Here is a 17,106-nt window from a genome sequence, read left to right on the forward strand (position 1 = left end):
TACAGAGAAATTCCATAAATTGGCGGATATTTCCAAAGCGAGTTATGCAATGGGTCGTAACTGCGCTCCGATTTTCGAGCGTAGAAATTCGTGTGTCGTTGCCTGCGCGCGAGCAATCGTTTCGGGTTCGATGCCGGCCCCGTGCCCACCATCGCGATGCTCCAAGTACCAAACTTCACGATGTCCAAGCGCCTGCATTTTCGCCACCATCTTGCGCGCATGGCCGGGATGGACCCGATCGTCCGTCGACGACGACGTGAACAGCACGGGCGGATACGATACGTCCGGCTTTACGTTGTGATAGGGCGAGTAGGCCATCAACGTGCGGTAGTCGTCCGCATTGTTGGGATCTCCATACTCGTCGATCCATAAGGCTCCTTGCATCAGCAGGTGAAAACGAGACATGTCGAGCACGGGCACGTCGGATACCACGGCGCCGAATAGATCCGGACGCTGAATCATGCATACCGCGCTCAGCAAGCCGCCATTGCTTGCGCCCATGATCGCGAGCTGTTCGGGCGTCGTGACGCCGGTGGCGATCAACGCCTCGGCCACAGCAATGAAGTCGTCAAATGCAACCTGGCGCTTGTCGCGTTGAGCCGCCCGGTGCCAAGCGGGGCCGAATTCGCCGCCGCCACGAGTGCTTGCGATGGCGTATACGCCGCCCTGTTCCAGCCACGAGAAGCCTATCGTGTCCAGATAGGCGGGCGTGTCGACCGAGACCTCGAATCCGCCGTATCCGTAGAGCACGCAAGGCTGTGCGTTGCCGCGCAGATCGGCTTCACGGCCAATGACCCAATACGGAATTCTCATGCCGTCAGGGGCCGTGGCATGTCGACGCTCGGTGGCCAATCCGGTCGCCTCGAAACGCGCGGGAAGCCGCCCCAGCAAACGCATCGGCGCATTGGTATCGAGATCGGCAAGATAAAGCGACGGCGGAGTCAGAAAGTGGTCGACATAAATCAACACGGTATCGTCGCGAGTGGGATCGATGGCGGTTACAGACGCTTCACCGTCGTCCGGCAACGCATAAGCACGTGCTTGCCACGCTTCGTCGGCCGAGACGGGGGGTTGCCAGAGTGTTACTCGAGTCACGCTCTCCTTTTTATGAGAAACGATCAACCAATGCTGGGTCCAATCCACTCCCGACAAAATGCCTTCATCCGAAGGCGCGAAAAGTACTGCGAAGCGGCGGGCGCCACCGAGAAAGGCATCGCGGCGGATAGCCAGCAATGATCCGCCCAGGTATGTTGCCGCGTCGACACACCAGTCAGTGCGCGGCATGACGAATAGCCATTCGTTCCACTCGAGCAGTCCCGCATCGGATGGCACGTCGACTCGACGCCATTCTTCGGTTTCCTCATCGAGCCAGAACTGCTGCGCGACGAAGAATGCAGTGGAGCGGATGGCGGTGTGGCGGGCATGGATCGGATCGTAGGTGAGCGTGACAGACAAGTCGTCGGGCTCGCATTCGAATACGATCGGCGCCTGCGCAACCGGCACTCCGCGGCTCCATTTGCGTACCTGTCTCGGATAGCCGGCCCAGGTGAGCGCGGGATTCGGGTTTGTCGCGCGGTCGTCCCAACTCACATAAATCGTCTCTCGGTCGATCCACGCAACGTGATGGTGACCCGGCTCGGCCAACTCGAATCCGTTCGCGACGAACATACGTGCCTCTATGTCGAACTCCCGCACAATGCAGGCGTCGGAGCCACCGGGCGAAAGATGGACCAACGCGCGATCGTAGGTCGGATAAATCGGATAGAAATCGGCCAGAACCCAGCGCGTGTCGTCGTCGCTTCGATTGTTCAGATCGAGCGCATCGATGTCCAATACCGTTTCCCAGGAAGGCTGGCCGTCGATCCACGCTTGCCACGGTGTACGCCGCACCAGACCGAGCGGATGCGTTTCGTCGGTCCAGGTGTTGTAACCCCAGTTGCCGCAACGCGAACAAACGACAAGACGATTCTGGGCCGTCATCGCTTCGCGGAAGCGTTTGGTGTATGCATCGGCGTTTGCCGTGTGTCCATACGCATTCAATGTTCGGTTCGTCTGCGCACGCACCCAGGAATCGACAATGGGATCATCCAGCGCTTCGAGGCCGATGTACGGATCGACGGCGTGCGGAGACGGAGGCCATATCGTTTTAGAAGGAGGATTTTGCATAGATAGATGTGTTCCGTTGCATCAGATGTTGGCGAGCCAGAAAATCATGTGCGTTGCTGGCGGCTTCATGACATGGATTCGTCGTGCCAACCGTTCGGGATCGAGGTGATGAGCCGATTCGTCGTGCGTGACGGCGCCGCAGAGCAGGACGTCGATTGCATGATGCGCGTGAGCCGCTCGCCGCTTTTGCGCGGTTCGAGCGCGCCGGCCGGCGTGAGCTTGAGGGTGGCGTCGAACGAATCGGATAACGTGTTGTCGCTATCGAGTCGAAGTGAAACGGATGGCTGCGCACAAAGCGCTGCGGTGGGCATGACTTAGCCATAAGCATCTCCAAAATGTGAAAACCTTCGCACCACATGCGCATACGGCTGCGGCGAAGACATTTTTTTGGGAGAGCTTAATTGTTCACTTTGGCTAAAGTCTGGTGACTGAAAGGAGACCGCATCCTAACAAGACGGCTTGGTGAAAGCAAGTATTCGCCCCATGTTTTTGTCGCGTGTACGCACCTCGTCTGGCAGGGCGCCTGCCGGGGTTGATGGCGCGAAATTTCGATGATTTCTATTTTTTTGTGTATTTATATTGAGCGCCTTCAAAAGCAGGGTACGTCTCGTGAAGGTGCTATAAGCCAGTATGTCTGCTTGTGCAAAGTCTGATTCATGCTGATTGCATGTTTCGATGGCGGTGGTCACGTCGCGTGGGCTTCGAAGGCGGCAATGTGTAGAAATACCGGGGTTGCTCCAGGCTCTCGGCTGGCGAATTATTTTATTTTACATAATGCAAATTATCCAACTTAAAAGTTGTAGTGGCTAGATTGAAATGTCCGCTTTTGGCTACATAGAAATGTCCGCTTGCGCGTTGTTTGGCATGTCTCGTTCGCTGTATCGGTATCAGTCGGTTGCGCGTGATTCGTCGGCGCTGCTCATGCGTATCAAGGAAATCACCGCCACGCGCGTGCACTATGGGTATCGGCGCGTTCACGTGGTCCTGCGACGGGAAGGCTGGCGAGATAACTGCAAGCGCGTCTACAGGCTGTATCGGGCGGAGGGCCTTTCACTGCGGCATAAGCGGCCACGACGTAACAAATCGGCTCGGCTGCGACAGCCCAAGCATATCGTGACCGCGATCAACGAAATCTGGAGCATGGATTTCGTTGCGGATGCACTGTTCGACGGGAGACGTCTACGGACACTGACCGTCGTCGACAACTACACCCGGGAATGCCTGGCCATCGAGGTCGGGCAAAGTCTGAAGGGAGAGCATGTGGTCGAAGCGCTGACGCGTATCACCGCTATGCGCGGACACCCCGCCACGATCAAGGTCGACAATGGCAGCGAATTCATCTCGAAGGCAATGGACCGGTGGGCGTATGAACATGGCGTTGAACTGGATTTCAGCCGGCCGGGCACGCCCACTGACAACGCCAAGGTCGAAAGCTTCAACGGGCGCTTCCGTCAGGAATGTCTGAACGCGCATTGGTTCTTGTCATTGGCTGACGCGCAGAGCAAAATCGACGACTGGCGCACGTACTATAACGAGGTTCGTCCCCACTCCGCATTGCAGTGGATGACACCCGCCGAATTCGCCCGTCAGGCAAGGGAATCCGCCTCGCCTGACAACTCAACCAAGCCGGAAATCTCCACTTCCGACCGGGACTAATTCTGGTTCAGGGTCAGTTCAGGGTCAGTCAGTCCACTCGCCGCCTCCAATTCTCCGTCCTTATTGCGACAGAACCTGTATGAGTTATGTCGGTCATCTACTCCTCGTCGTGAATATCCGCATGTTTCGTCGGATTGGACGATGGCGCCCCCAATGCTGTACTGCGATATTGCCATCACCATGATGAAACTCGACGATTGCTGCGCTCACGATCGGCGCTTACGGCTCAAAGGTATCCTGGCGGGATCACGATACTTCTTCGCAATCCCACCATTACGTAATTTGTCTGCAAACCGTGCCATCCTCCAATGGAAAGCCCTCGAGCCGTTGGCCATATGAAGATCCGGGCGGCGATCGCGCGACGCGGGACCCATCGCTTCTCGATTGATGACTGTACGCTCGAAGCCGAACCACATCGGCGCGAGGTTCGGTTGCGGCTGCTTGCTTGCGGCATTTGTCATACCGATCTGGCCGCACGCGACCAGCATTTACGCACTCCGTTGCCAGCGGTGCTCGGGCATGAGGGCGTTGGCGTGATAGAGGCAATCGGCCCCGAAGTCAGCGAACTCCATGTCGGACAACGTGTGCTGGCCAGCTTCGGGGCCTGCGGCGAGTGTTTTTCCTGTATGGCTCGAGCGCCAGCATACTGTCAACATCTAGCACGATTTTGCCTGCAGGGGCGACGGCTTGATGGCGGTTCGCCACTCAGCCAGGACGGCGCCCCCTTGACCGGTCACTTCTTTGGCCAATCCAGCTTCGCGACTCACGCGATTGTGGCTGCTGCAAACTTGGTTCCGCTCGACCCAGATCTGCCTCCCGCACTAATGGCGCCGCTGGCCTGCGGTGTGCAAACCGGCATGAGTGCCATGATCACTATCCTGGCTCCGGACGTGGATTCCGCCGTCGCCGTGTTCGGCTGTGGCGGCGTAGGCCTGGCCGCCATCATGGCAGCGCGTATCCAGGGTTGTCGCCACATCTTGGCCGTGGATCGGCTGGAGGAGCGGTTGGTTCTGGCCCGTGAACTTGGCGCTACCGCCACGGCGCACGACATCGAGGCCGCCGTAGAGCCTGTGGCAGTTTGGGGCGGACTCAGCCATGCGCTGGACACCACCGGGCAGCCTGCATTGATTGAGCACGCCTTCCTCCACCTGCTGCGCTCGCGCGGCCAACTGGTCTGCGCCGGCGTTGGCCGCCCGGAGGCCACGCTCAACTTCAACCATAACGCGTTGATGCTCAGCGGCCGCACGCTGCGCGGCACGATCGAAGGCGATGCCGATCCGCGCAGTTTCGTGCCACGCATGCTGGATTGGTTCCGTCAAGGGCGGCTGCCGCTACATCGGCTGGTGAAAACCTACCCCTTCGACTCGATCAACGAGGCGGTGGCCGACATGGAAGCCGGACGCGTTATCAAGCCAGTGTTGGTGTTCGATCCCTTCGAGGGCTAGGAGAGACCAAACGATGAGTGCGCAATTAGAACGGATGCTGGCGCGCGGGCACAGTGAGCGCATCTCGCTGCAAGAGCTGGCAGCGTGGTTCGCTGGCCTACCGCCGACAGGCTGCGACTTCATGCAGGGCAATTGGACTGGCGGCGTATTCAACACTGGCCATCCCGGCGAGCTGATGCTTGCGCAGATGCGCTGGTGCGGAAAAAACTTCAACAGCGTCGAGGATGTCGCTCCTATCGTTTGCCGCGACGAACAAGGCCACCGGATCGTTAGCGAGGCGATAGGCGCTGCGCGACTGCGCATGATTTCGGCTCCCGGCGAAAGCGCGCCCACGGCCGCGATGGTCTACGACAAGCACCCCATCATCGATTATTTCAAGCGCCTGGATGACGACACGGTGCTAGGGGTGATGGACCGCAAAGGCGATGCGTTTCCGCTGTACTTCTATTTGCAACGATGGCGCGGTGAGTGATCTGCGCTTGCGCGCCAGATACGGCGCAAGGCGTCCTCAGGGGCTTATACCTATCCGAGTTATCACGCGTGTTGCCAAGGGTTCGGATTTCATCGTTTCAGACGATGCCGCCGCTGATCCGGAATCGCTAGGATAGGTTGCCGGACCAATTTGGGGGAGACATGATGAGCATAGCAAAACAATGGCCATTCGCCATTGCAAGCGCATTCGTCAGCACGGTACTGCCGTGGGGCAACCATGCCGAGGCACAATTGCTTGATCAGGCCGCAATCAGGTCGCCACTGGCGGCCGGTTGTAATGGCCAGCCTGATTCGACACCTGTACCAACCGACCCACGCACCTTGGTCGTGCCTGGAGTAAACACCAATCCGAATGCCGCGGTGCAGTTCAACGCTTTTTTCGTTGATTTGCATAATCCGCCCTCACCCTATGTCAAGCGCCTACCATCGCGGCCGACAACGTGTGGCGCATGGCGGGCAAGCGTCGCGCGTGGCCAGAATAACTTGCAAACGCGTCAGTACTTCCAGCCGATGGCGTTGGCGTCGAGCTACTACAACATCTGGCAGGTATGGGGCTACGCACAGCGCCCGGCGGATTTCGATGATCAAGTCGCCAAGCGATACGGCTTTTACCCGGCACCGTTCCGCAATCCGTATCCGCTGCCCGGAGAGGACCCCAATTTGACGAATGGCGGTAGTGGCCAGTTGCCGCTTGGTTTGATTCAGGGAAAGGATGATAGCGGCAGGTGGACCGGCATGATTGCGGCCTCGTGTTCGGCTTGCCATGACTCGCGTTTGGGTTCGACAAATGAATCCGCATTCACTTATGGCCATTCCAACAGTGCGAACGACGCCGGACTGCTTGCTTCCGACTTGTTTCGTTCGAATATTCTCACCTCACCCGGCGTATTGCTGCCAATCCCATGGAGCGTCGGACGCGGTTCGAGTGATGCGATCGGTCTCATCACGCTACTGCCGGCCCTGTTCGACATGGACAATCTGATGCTGTCCCCCAGCCCGCTCGAGTATAAGGCCAACAGCCCGGCTGCCGGGATGACCAAGGCGCCGACCTGGTGGACTCGCGTCTTCAAGACGCGGCAATTCTGGGATGGCGCGCTCACCTCCGATAACGTGCATTCCGAAATGGCATTCGGCGTTGCCAACGTTTCGCGTACCGCCGCACAACGACGGAATTTGGAATCTGAGTTTGACGATATCAACAATTTTCTACTCTCGTTGTCGCCTGCACCGTATCCGCAGCCAATCAACACGACGCTTGCCAATCAGGGCGCAGTGATCTTCCACGAACGCAATCTGTGGGCAAATGGCGCTAACGCCGGCATTCCCAAACCGCCGGGTAACGGCTCTTGCGCCAGTTGCCATGGTGTGTATTCGCCGAAATATGTAAACGATCCGAACTATCTCCCCGATCCGCGCCTGAAAGGCGTAGCGGGCGTCGTCACGCCGATTCAGACGATTCAAACCGATCCACAGAGAATGCAACTGATGGCGAGTGATTTTCAGCGGCGTGCATGGGCATCGTCATGGTGGGCCTATAACGAACTCAGCCCCAGCTGGTACACGTACTACGGCGATAATCAGTTGAATCCCCTGGACATCACGGCGAGTCAGTTGCGTCGCGTCCCCCGCGCTGCCTACGACAACGGAATCGGCCCGCTCTATTCCCCAATCGGGCCGAACCAATGGGCACTGCCTATTGGCTATGTCGCCCCTCCGTTGTATGGCGCTTGGGCGAATGCGCCTTATTTCCACAACGGAAGCGTACCCACGATTTGGGGAGTGTTGAAGCCAAGCGACCGCCCGAATGCCTGGACGCGTCCTTACAGCCCCCCCGGTATCGGAGGCAAGAATCAGGGCTTCGACTACAGTTATGCATCCTATGATTTTCAAAATCTCGGCTGGAAATACACTGCCGTCAATTGCAATAACACTTCGACGACAAGTCCGTATGTCCCGTGTAATGGTCAGGCAACACCGGATCAACTGTTCTCGGCCTGGAATAATGTTGCGGCGAAGTACCTTAATCTGGCTTACCAGTCGCCGCCGCCGATCACCGATCAGCAGATCCAGTCGCGCATGATCTACAACAGCAATCTGTACGGCAACAGCAACGCCGGTCACACCTTTACGCAATCACTGACCGATGCAGAGCGTTGGGCATTGATCGAGTATCTGAAGACACTGTAACGGCGTGACGTAGTGGTGGTGCTCTCTTCTCCAGTGGTGAATTCCGCTTGCCGGCCCCTCCGGCAAGCGGTTTTTTAAACACATGTCGATTCAATCGCATTGCGATAGTCCTTGCTCCACAACGGTCTCGCCACGCTTGACCGCCGTAGGGCTTGCCTGCCGACGAGACAACAAACTCCTCTTCAAGGATCTCGATCTCAGTGTGGGGGCAGGAGAAATCTTGTGGGTGCGCGGGCATAACGGCAGCGGCAAAACCAGTCTGCTCAAGCTGGCGGCCGGCTTGTCGCTCCCCGAGACCGGGCAGATAAGCTGGGGCGGCGTGCCGGTGCGGCAAGCTGACAGTTTTCGACGGCAACTCATCTACGTTGCCCACAGCAACGCGTTGAAGGAAGACCTCACGGTCAGTGAAGCGCTCACGTTTTTGCTGCGCATCCACGACCGACCCAGCGACAACTTGACGGTGCATGCCGCACTGGAAGCGTGGGATCTGCAAAGTCGGCACCACGCGATGGTGCGCACGCTCTCGCAAGGCCAGCGGCGCCGTGTCACGCTGGCCCGCCTTACGGCAGACGATAGACCTTCGCTATGGATTCTCGACGAGCCTTTCGACGCGCTCGACACCGATGGCGTGGCGCGTCTCTGCGACACATTGCGCAAGCATGCAAGCTGCGGCGGCACGACGCTGCTGACCAGCCACCAAGCCGTGGATATCGGAATGCTACGGCCGAAGGAAATCAACCTGGACCGGTATTGCTGAGATGCACGCGGCTTTTTTCGCCCTTTATCTACGCGATCTGCGGCTGGCCTTGCGCCGACGCATCGAAGCGCTGCTGCCGATGGCCTTCATCATTATCGCGGTCAGCTTGTTCCCGTTAGGCGTCGGGCCCGAACCGCGGATGCTGCGCGAGATGGCGCCTGGCGTGGTCTGGGTCTGTGCGTCGCTGGCCTCCATGCTGTCCGTGAGCGGCCTGTATGCCGGCGATTTCACCGATGGCTCGCTGGAGCAGATGCTGCTGTCGGGCCACAGCGGCATTGTGATCGCGTGCGCCAAGGTCGCCGCACATTGGACGCTGACGGGGCTGCCGCTGATCGTGACTGCGCCGGTGATTGGCCTGATGCTCGGTATGAGCCTGCCGTCCTTGCTCGTGCTGAGCACAACGCTGCTGCTGGGCACGCCGATATTGAGCCTGCTTGGCTCGGTGGGGGCTGCCCTCACGCTGGGTCTGCGCAGCGCCGGCGTATTGATCATCCTGCTGGTGCTGCCACTGTCCCTTCCGGTACTGATCTTCGGCGCCGGCGCAATCAGCGCAGCCGAAGCGGGGCAATCGCCAAGCGGGCACTATTCGATCCTCGGCGCCCTGCTGATCTTTGCTGCACTGACCGCACCGCCGGCCACGTCGGCAGCTCTGCGTATCTCGCTGGAATGAGGAGCTTACGATGATCCGCTGGTTCACTTTCTCGGCACCTTCGCGTTTCTACAGACTGGCCAGCTTGCTCATCCCCTGGCTATGGGCCACGGCGGTACTGCTTGCGCTGGTCGGGCTGTACACCGGCTTGTTCGTCGCACCCACGGATGCCCAGCAGGGAGAAGCCTACCGCATCATCTTCATCCATGTGCCGGCGGCCTGGATGTCAATGGTGATCTATCTGGCGATGGCCGGCTGGGCCGCCGTCGGCTGGATATTGAATGCGCGCATGGCCTCGATGCTGGCGCACGCGCTGGCGCCGACCGGTGCGTTGTTTACGTTCATCGCACTCTGGACCGGCTCGTTCTGGGGCAAACCGGCTTGGGGCACCTGGTGGGTGTGGGATGCCAGGCTAACGTCGGAGCTGATCCTGCTCTTCCTCTTCTTCGGCTACATCGCGCTGACCGGGGCGATCGACGACGTGCGGCGCGCCGATAAGGCCGGTGCGTTGCTAGCGATCGTCGGCACCGTCAATGTACCGGTCATCTATTTCTCGGTGCGCTGGTGGAACACGCTGCACCAGGGCGCCACCGTCAGCATGACGGCCGCGCCCAAGATGGCCACCGTCATGCTCGTCGCGATGTTATTGATGATCTTCGCATTCTGGGCGTACACCTTTGCGGTGGTGTTCACCCGAGCCACGGCAATCGTGCTGGAGCGTGAATCACACGCCGATTGGGTGCGCGAGTTGGCGTCGGCATCCTCCTCGAATCTCGGCACGAAGCGATCCGCATGAACTGGCACACTGCATCCGAATTCCTGGCCATGGGCGGCTACGGTCTCTATGTTTGGGGAGCTTACTCGGTGACTGCGTTGATCATGCTGCTGGAACCTCGAGCGGCGGCGCACCGCCGGCGGCGCGCCCTACTGGATGCGGCGCGCGCCCGGAAAGCGGAGTCACGGCCATGAAGCCTCGCCACATGCGTTTGGTTATCGCGCTGGGCATCGCCGCCGCGGTGGGCGTAGGCGCCACACTGGTGCTCAATGCCTTCCGCAGCAATCTGGTGTTCTTCTATTCGCCATCGCAGGTGTTTGCCAAGGAGGCACCGGCGGGTCGCACCTTTCGGCTGGGCGGCCTAGTGGAAAACGGCAGCGTGCGGCGCGATGGCCTGACGGTGAACTTCCTAGTGACAGACACCGTGCGGACCATACCGGTGCGCTATGAGGGCATCCTCCCAGACCTCTTCAGGGAGGGCAAGGGTGTGGTGGCCCAGGGGCAGATTAGCGGAGATGGCGTCTTCGTCGCTCGCGAGATATTGGCCAAGCACGATGAGAACTACATGCCGCCCGAGGCGGCCGACGCACTGAAGCAGGCTCATCGGATCAACGACAAAATCGCCGCCACGGTGGTCAAGGAGGCAGGCAGACCATGATTCCTGAGCTTGGACAAATCGCGCTGCTGCTGGCGCTTGCCGTTGCCCTGATCCTGGGCACGCTGCCTCTGCTGGGTGCGGCCCGCGCAAGAGTCGACTGGATGTCGCTCGCTCGCCCTGCAGCGCAGACACATTTCATACTCGTCGGTATTGCCTTCCTGTGCCTCGCGAGCTGCTTCGCACGCAACGACTTCTCAGTGCTCTACGTGGCATCCAATTCCAACAGCGCCCTGCCGCTGCCCTACCGCATCGCCGGTGTCTGGGGAGGACACGAGGGCTCGTTGCTGCTATGGCTGATGATGCTCAGCATCTGGATGCTGGCCGTCGCGCAGCGCAGCCGGCATTTGCCACAGCCACTCGTGGCGCGCATCCTCGCGGTGATGGGATTGATCAGCGTGGGCTTTCTGCTGTTCATGCTCACCACGTCCAACCCCTTCGCGCGCCTGTCTCCCGTACCGCCAGACGGCAACGATCTGAATCCGCTGCTGCAGGACCCGGGCATGGTGGCTCATCCGCCCATGCTTTACATGGGCTATGTCGGCTTCTCGGTAGCCTTCGCCTTTGCGCTAGCGGCGCTGCTGGGCGGCAATCTGGACGCCACCTGGGCGCGCTGGACCCGCCCTTGGACCACGGCGGCCTGGCTCTCCCTCACCATCGGCATCATGCTGGGCAGCATGTGGGCCTATTACGTGCTGGGCTGGGGCGGCTGGTGGTTCTGGGACCCGGTGGAAAATGCCTCCTTCATGCCGTGGCTAGCCGGCACGGCGCTGATTCATTCGCTAGCTGTGACTGAGAAGCGCGGTGCCTTCAAGTCCTGGACCGTATTGCTGGCGATCATCACCTTTTCACTGTCGCTGCTTGGCACCTTCCTCGTCCGCTCAGGGGTGCTGTCCTCCGTGCATGCCTTCGCGACTGATCCCCGCCGCGGCCTTTTCATCCTGACGTTCCTCGCCGTCGTGATCGGCAGCTCGCTGGCCCTGTATGCCTGGCGCGCCCCTAAGGTCGGGCTAGGCGCACGCTTTGGCATCGTGTCGCGCGAGACCATGCTGCTCGGCAACAACGTGCTGTTTATCGTGGCAATGTTGTCAGTGCTGTTGGGCACGCTCTACCCGCTGCTGCTCGATGCGCTGGGCATGGGCAAGATTTCAGTCGGCCCCCCCTACTTTGACACGGTCTTCGTACCGTTGATGGTGCCGGTGGTCTTCCTGCTCGGCGTCGGCCCGCTGGCGCGCTGGAAAGAAACCGAGTTGCCCGATCTCGCCAAACGCCTGCGCTGGGCCGCCGCGGTGGCGGTAATCGCCGCCGCCGCGACCGGCTGGCTGGCCGGCCGCCTCTCGCTGGGACCGACGTTGGGCTTCCTGATGGCCTACTGGATTGTGGCTTCCGTCGCGACCGACCTATGGGAGCGCGTGCGGCCCACCGGCGGTGTCAAGACGAAGCTCACAGCCCGCCTGCGCCTGTTGCCACGCGCCATGATCGGCATGATGATTGCCCATCTCGGGGTCGCCGCCTTCGCTTTTGGGGTGAGCATGGTCAAGACCTTCGAAGTCGAACGCGACGTGAGGATGGACGTCGGCGACACCACTGAGCTGGCCGGTTACGTCTTCGCATTCCGTGGCGTCAAGGACATGCAGGGGCCCAACTACGATGGCGTGCAGGGCCTGATCGAGGTCACGCGCAATGGTCGTCCGGTGGTGCAACTGCGGCCCGAGAAACGTATCTACCGCGTACAGCGCACCCCCATGACCGAGGCGGCGATCGATCCCGGTCTGACACGCGATCTCTATGTCTCGCTGGGCGAACCGATTCGCGGCGGCGGCACCTGGATCGTGCGCGTCTACGTCAAGCCTTTTGTCGACTGGATCTGGGGAGGCTGCCTGCTGATGGCGATCGGCGGCGCCCTGGCTGCCAGCGACCGCCGCTATCGCGCCCGCTCAAAGGCCGATCAGCGTCGGACTGCCTGCGCAAGTTCGGGAGCCGACGCATGAAGAGCCTGCGCTTCCTCTTACCGCTCGCCGTGTTCGCGATCCTCGCGGGCTTCCTGTGGCGCGGCCTGCGACTAGACCCCCACGAGGTGCCTTCGCCACTGATCGACAAGCCAGCGCCGCGCTTCGTGTTGACGCGGCTGGATGATCCGTCCGTCCTCGTCCGACGCGACGACATGTTGGGCAGAGTCTGGATGCTCAACGTGTGGGCCTCGTGGTGCGTCGCCTGCCGCGAGGAGCACCCTACGCTGGTAGCCTTCTCGCGCACCGGGGCTGTCCCCATCATCGGCCTGAATTACAAGGACAAGCGCGCCGACGGCGTTGGCTGGCTGAGCCGGTTCGGCAACCCTTACGAGGCATCGGCCTTCGACCAGGACGGACACGTGGGCATCGACTTCGGCGTCTACGGGGTACCCGAGACCTTCATCATTGATAAGCGGGGAGTAATCCGCTTCAAGCAGACTGGCCCACTCACGGCTCAGGTCATTAACGAGCGTGTCCTTCCCTTGTTAAGGCAACTCAATGGCTAGGCTTCTCGCCTCCGTGCTTCTGGGCCTGCTATCCCTGGTTTCCAGCGCCAAGGATGCCGCACCGGCCGCTGACGATCCAACTCTAGAAGCGCATATGCTGCGCATCACAGGCGAGCTGCGCTGCCTGGTATGTCAAAACCAGACCATTGCCGATTCGCATGCGGATCTTGCGGAAGACTTGAGAGAAGAGGTACGCGTGATGTTGCGCAAGCACGAAAGCGACGAACAGATCGTCAAGTACATGACCGACCGCTATGGCGACTTCGTGCTCTACCGTCCGCCGTTCAAGGCCACCACCTTGCTGCTGTGGCTCGGCCCCGCCGCGCTTTTGCTGATCGGCGCCGCGAGTCTGTTCTTGGTGCTGCGTCGGCGCGCCCGAATGAGCGACGACTGCTTTGAGCCCGACACACTCGACGAGCGCGGCGCCGCGCGGGAACCTCAGTCATGACGGCCGCCTTCTATTTGAGCGCTATTGCGATGTGCCTGTTGGCAGCCGCGCTACTGACGCGGCTTTCATGGTGGCCCTTCGATCGCGCCGAGCGGAATGCGTCCGGCAAGCAAGCCCGCGAGACGCGATCCGTGGCTTCGCCTGCCCTGGCCGTCGCGCTGGCGCTGTTGCTCTGCGTCGTTGCGGGCGGCGGCTACTACTGGATCGGCTCGCCCTCCAGCCTCCCCCTCGGCCCGAATAGTTCATCCCCGCGAGCCTCGGAAGGCGATGGCACCGCTTCCCGCTCGACGCTGCCAGATCAACTCCTGGTCGACCAGTTGGCCGAGCGCATGAAGAACCGACCTAACGACGCCGAAGGCTGGTGGATGCTTGCACGCGCTTACGCGAACCTGGGCAAGCATGCTCAAGCCGTGGAGGCCTACAAACGGGCAGCCAAGCTGCGGCCAGACGATGCCTCAATGCTTGTTGACTACGCCGAATCACTCGCAATCGCGAACGGTCGCAGCCTCGAGGGAGAACCGGCCAAACTGATTGCCCGTGCGCTCGAGATCGATCCGAAGAATCCCAAGGTGCTCGCTTTCGCTGGAGCCGTGGCCTTCAACCGCAGCGACTATAAGAGCACGTTGCAGTACTGGAACACGCTGCTGCAAGTGGAGCCGGCGGACAGCCCGCTCTCGCAGAAGATACGCGGCGCCATCGTGCGAGTTCGCCAATTGGCCGGACTGCCGCCGGACGCGGACGTCGCGCCGGTTGCCTCCCGTCCCAAATAGCCGGCAGGGCCGCCACATCGTAAGGTGTGTTCGGTGGCATGCGATGATCTCGTGGATTTTGATGCTGATCTCGATCGGGATGGATTGCCAGCACGTTCGCACAACTGGAATTTGCGCTCGCTCGGTAGCAGTGTGCTCGAGCAGACGAGTGGATTTAGAAACCCCGAATCGATTCGAGAATCTGTTTTCCGGAAAATTCTCTCGTTAATCGGGAAAGGTGGATCGCATCAGACAATTTGCTTTTATTACTTAGGCATCCAAATTTACAAGGCTGGCGTAATCGCAAACGCAAGTTTCAGGATGGGATTCCAAATATGAACCGAAGAGATATGGTGAAGGCTACGGCCGTTATAGGTGGTAGCGCCGCAGTGACGCTTGCGGTCCGGGCGGAGGTGCTTTCCGGATTGAGTAACTGGCTCTGTTCCGCAGCCTGCAAAGTGTCCAGTCCGTCGAGTCCAGTAGCCAGCCAAACGGTGGCTGCGGCGGCAGGATCAACTTCAGTGCCCACCCTGCCTCAATATGACACGCCTCAAGGGCGGCTCGCACGGGCTACCTATACGGAAGTTCAAAAACTGAACTATGTCTGGACAGAAAATTTCCCCAACTCGGCGAATATTCCGATGGCGGCAACCATAACGGCTGCGGATTTGCCAACCGTCGAGTGGCAACTGCTGGCAGCCGAAACCCTAGTCGAGATTCTGACCAACTTCCTGGCGGCGGCTCCCAGCACCGCCGTATCGCTCTGGCAGAACCAGTTGAATTCGATCAGTGCCAGCATTGCCTCGGTGCAATCGAGCTATAGCGCGCTGCTGGCCAATCCCGGCGATTCGGCTGCGTTGGCGAAGATCTCGACGCTCCAGTCGACACTGCTGACGACGCTGCAAACGATCCATACCCTGATCCAATCGATCATTACGCAGTTGAATCTGCTCTACGCAGCCCAGGACGGCAACCGCAACGAAACGAACTATAAAGCGCTGTTCGCGACCATTCCGTTACCGGACATTGCCAATACGTTTCACCAAGACAGCGTATTCGCACATCTGCGCGTCGGGGGCCAGAATCCCGTGTTGATCCAAGGAATCTCCAGCCTTCCGTCGAAGTTCCCGTTGACCAATACGCAGTACCAACAAGTCATGGGACCGTCGGACGACCTCGGCACAGCGGCACTTGAGCATCGACTGTATCTGCTGGATTACGCCGCGCTCGGACAGGTCGCCACGTCAGGCCCCGTTTCCAAACTCTTGACCGGGACCGGCTATTCATACGCGCCGATCGCACTATTCGCGATTCCGAAGGGCGAAACGTCGTTGGTACCGGTCGCCATCCAGTGCGATCAGGACCCGTCCGTCAATCCGATTTTCCTTCCCGCGGACCCGGGCAATGCATCGGCATACTGGGCATGGCAGCAGGCCAAGAGTGTCGTGCAGGGAGCCGAAGAGAATTATCATGAGATGTTCGTGCATCTTTCACGCACGCACTTCGTAAGCGAAGTCTTCGCGATGGCAACCCATCGCAATCTCGCGAATACCCATCCGCTCTATCTCCTGCTGACGCCCCATTTCGAAGGTACGCTCTATATCAACGAAAGCGCGTCACTCATTCTGCTTCCGCCGGCTCCTCTCGGGTTCATCAATACGCTGTTTGCCGAGACCATCCCGCTAATCGAACAGGGCGTGGCGGCAGATCGGTTGGCATTCGATTTCTACCAACATATGCTCCCGACCGATCTGGCAAATCGCAAAGTGGACAATCCAGCCTTTCTGCCCGATTACCCTTATCGGGACGATGGCCTGCTAATCTGGAATGCGATCGCCGCGTGGGCCGCGGATTATGTGGACGTTTATTATCAATCCGATAGCGATGTCACCGGCGATTATGAACTCGCCGCATGGGTCAACGATGTCGCCAACAACGGACATGTCAAAGGTTTTGTACCGATCACGTCGAAGCCGCAGTTGGTGGACGTGCTGACGCTCGTCATTTTCAACGCGAGCGCGCAGCATGCAGCAATCAACTTTCCGCAGCGCGATCTCTGTACGTATGCGCCGGCGCTCTCGGCCTTGCTGTCCGCACCGGCACCAACCGGCACGAACGGACAAAGCCAGGATAGCTGGAACAAGATGTTGCCGCCAATGATCGCCGCGATCGAACGCGTCGCGATCTATGAGTTGCTCGGCGGGATCTATTACCGCAATCTCGGTGACTATCGGAGCAATGTCTTCCCGTACTTACCGCTCATCACTGATCCTAGGGTCACGTACAGCGGCGGCCCGCTGCAGCGATTTCAGCAAGCACTTCAGCAGGCTGAAGCCACGATTAACAATCGCAATCTAACGCGAGCCACGCCTTATCCGTACTTGCTGCCAAGTCGAATTCCCGCCAGCACCAACATCTGACTGATCGCCGCGTCCGGCCGGAAGCGACGACGTTGCGTAACAGCGAAGCCGGTTTTCTTATGCGCTGGTACGCATCACGTTCATCGTCGAATCCGACGATTCGAAAAGACCCGCTTCCTCCCTATACTCGCTGGCATCCCCCCGCAGCGGATCAGTCGACGCATGCACGCAAGACTGGATGCGACCGGT

Annotated in this window: 15 protein-coding genes and 1 pseudogene; 15 read left to right on the forward strand and 1 reads right to left on the reverse strand. The window is 59.8% G+C overall.

All coding sequences use genetic code 11. The annotated features are described in order from the left end of the window. Nucleotides 1-42: 42 nt before the first annotated feature. Nucleotides 43-2,166, reverse strand: coding sequence for a prolyl oligopeptidase family serine peptidase (locus AQ611_RS09810; protein WP_069234374.1), 2,124 nt, complete (start codon nucleotides 2,164-2,166; stop codon nucleotides 43-45). 72 nt (nucleotides 2,167-2,238) lie between these two features. Between AQ611_RS09810 and AQ611_RS09815 the strand changes: the two genes are divergently transcribed. From AQ611_RS09815 to AQ611_RS09880, 15 genes and pseudogenes are all read left to right on the forward strand, one after another. Then, nucleotides 2,239-2,484 (forward strand): hypothetical protein, encoded by a 246-nt coding sequence (locus tag AQ611_RS09815; RefSeq protein ID WP_069234375.1) that lies wholly within the window; start codon nucleotides 2,239-2,241, stop codon nucleotides 2,482-2,484. Nucleotides 2,485-2,982: 498 nt separating this feature from the next. Beyond that, nucleotides 2,983-3,822, forward strand: a pseudogene (locus AQ611_RS09820) (IS3 family transposase); the annotation flags it as partial. Nucleotides 3,823-4,157: 335 nt separating this feature from the next. Continuing rightward, nucleotides 4,158-5,267: an NAD(P)-dependent alcohol dehydrogenase gene (locus AQ611_RS09825; protein WP_069235228.1), complete on the forward strand. Its 1,110-nt coding sequence runs from the start codon at nucleotides 4,158-4,160 to the stop codon at nucleotides 5,265-5,267. Between the two features lie 13 nt (nucleotides 5,268-5,280). Then, complete coding sequence (locus tag AQ611_RS09830; protein ID WP_069234377.1) at nucleotides 5,281-5,739, forward strand: DUF4334 domain-containing protein; 459 nt, start codon at nucleotides 5,281-5,283, stop codon at nucleotides 5,737-5,739. Nucleotides 5,740-5,900: 161 nt separating this feature from the next. Next, nucleotides 5,901-7,946 carry a rubber dioxygenase RoxA gene (roxA, locus tag AQ611_RS09835; RefSeq protein WP_197517112.1) on the forward strand — a complete coding sequence of 682 codons (2,046 nt, stop codon included), beginning with the start codon at nucleotides 5,901-5,903 and terminating at the stop codon, nucleotides 7,944-7,946. Nucleotides 7,947-8,082: 136 nt separating this feature from the next. Beyond that, on the forward strand, nucleotides 8,083-8,703 hold the full coding sequence (gene ccmA / locus AQ611_RS09840) for a cytochrome c biogenesis heme-transporting ATPase CcmA (protein WP_231935793.1): 621 nt from the start codon (nucleotides 8,083-8,085) through the stop codon (nucleotides 8,701-8,703). A 1-nt stretch (nucleotide 8,704) separates the two neighbouring features. Next, a complete protein-coding gene (gene ccmB / locus AQ611_RS09845; protein ID WP_069234379.1) occupies nucleotides 8,705-9,373 on the forward strand; it encodes a heme exporter protein CcmB in 669 nt (222 codons plus the stop codon). Between the two features lie 10 nt (nucleotides 9,374-9,383). Then, the gene (gene ccmC, locus AQ611_RS09850; RefSeq protein ID WP_069234380.1) at nucleotides 9,384-10,148 is read left to right on the forward strand and encodes a heme ABC transporter permease CcmC; all 765 of its coding nucleotides are present in this window, start codon (nucleotides 9,384-9,386) and stop codon (nucleotides 10,146-10,148) included. A gap of 29 nt (nucleotides 10,149-10,177) precedes the next feature. Next, nucleotides 10,178-10,321: a heme exporter protein CcmD gene (ccmD, locus tag AQ611_RS24645; RefSeq protein WP_231935957.1), complete on the forward strand. Its 144-nt coding sequence runs from the start codon at nucleotides 10,178-10,180 to the stop codon at nucleotides 10,319-10,321. Beyond that, complete coding sequence (gene ccmE, locus AQ611_RS09855) at nucleotides 10,318-10,785, forward strand: cytochrome c maturation protein CcmE (RefSeq protein ID WP_069234381.1); 468 nt, start codon at nucleotides 10,318-10,320, stop codon at nucleotides 10,783-10,785. Before ccmD ends, ccmE begins: the two co-directional genes overlap by 4 nt. Further along, nucleotides 10,782-12,773: a heme lyase CcmF/NrfE family subunit gene (locus AQ611_RS09860; protein WP_069234382.1), complete on the forward strand. Its 1,992-nt coding sequence runs from the start codon at nucleotides 10,782-10,784 to the stop codon at nucleotides 12,771-12,773. Before ccmE ends, AQ611_RS09860 begins: the two co-directional genes overlap by 4 nt. Next, nucleotides 12,770-13,300 carry a DsbE family thiol:disulfide interchange protein gene (locus AQ611_RS09865; RefSeq protein ID WP_069234383.1) on the forward strand — a complete coding sequence of 177 codons (531 nt, stop codon included), beginning with the start codon at nucleotides 12,770-12,772 and terminating at the stop codon, nucleotides 13,298-13,300. The genes AQ611_RS09860 and AQ611_RS09865 overlap by 4 nt, the downstream gene beginning before the upstream one ends. Then, nucleotides 13,293-13,748 carry a cytochrome c-type biogenesis protein gene (locus AQ611_RS09870; protein ID WP_069234384.1) on the forward strand — a complete coding sequence of 152 codons (456 nt, stop codon included), beginning with the start codon at nucleotides 13,293-13,295 and terminating at the stop codon, nucleotides 13,746-13,748. Before AQ611_RS09865 ends, AQ611_RS09870 begins: the two co-directional genes overlap by 8 nt. Continuing rightward, a complete protein-coding gene (locus AQ611_RS09875) occupies nucleotides 13,745-14,518 on the forward strand; it encodes a tetratricopeptide repeat protein (RefSeq protein ID WP_069234385.1) in 774 nt (257 codons plus the stop codon). Before AQ611_RS09870 ends, AQ611_RS09875 begins: the two co-directional genes overlap by 4 nt. Nucleotides 14,519-15,018: 500 nt before the next feature. Continuing rightward, nucleotides 15,019-16,917, forward strand: a complete 1,899-nt coding sequence (locus AQ611_RS09880; RefSeq protein WP_069234386.1) for a lipoxygenase family protein — start codon at nucleotides 15,019-15,021, stop codon at nucleotides 16,915-16,917. Nucleotides 16,918-17,106 lie beyond the last annotated feature (189 nt).

Origin of the sequence: Burkholderia singularis, from assembly GCF_001718875.1 — a bacterium.
Taxonomy (GTDB): Bacteria; Pseudomonadota; Gammaproteobacteria; order Burkholderiales; family Burkholderiaceae; genus Burkholderia; species Burkholderia singularis.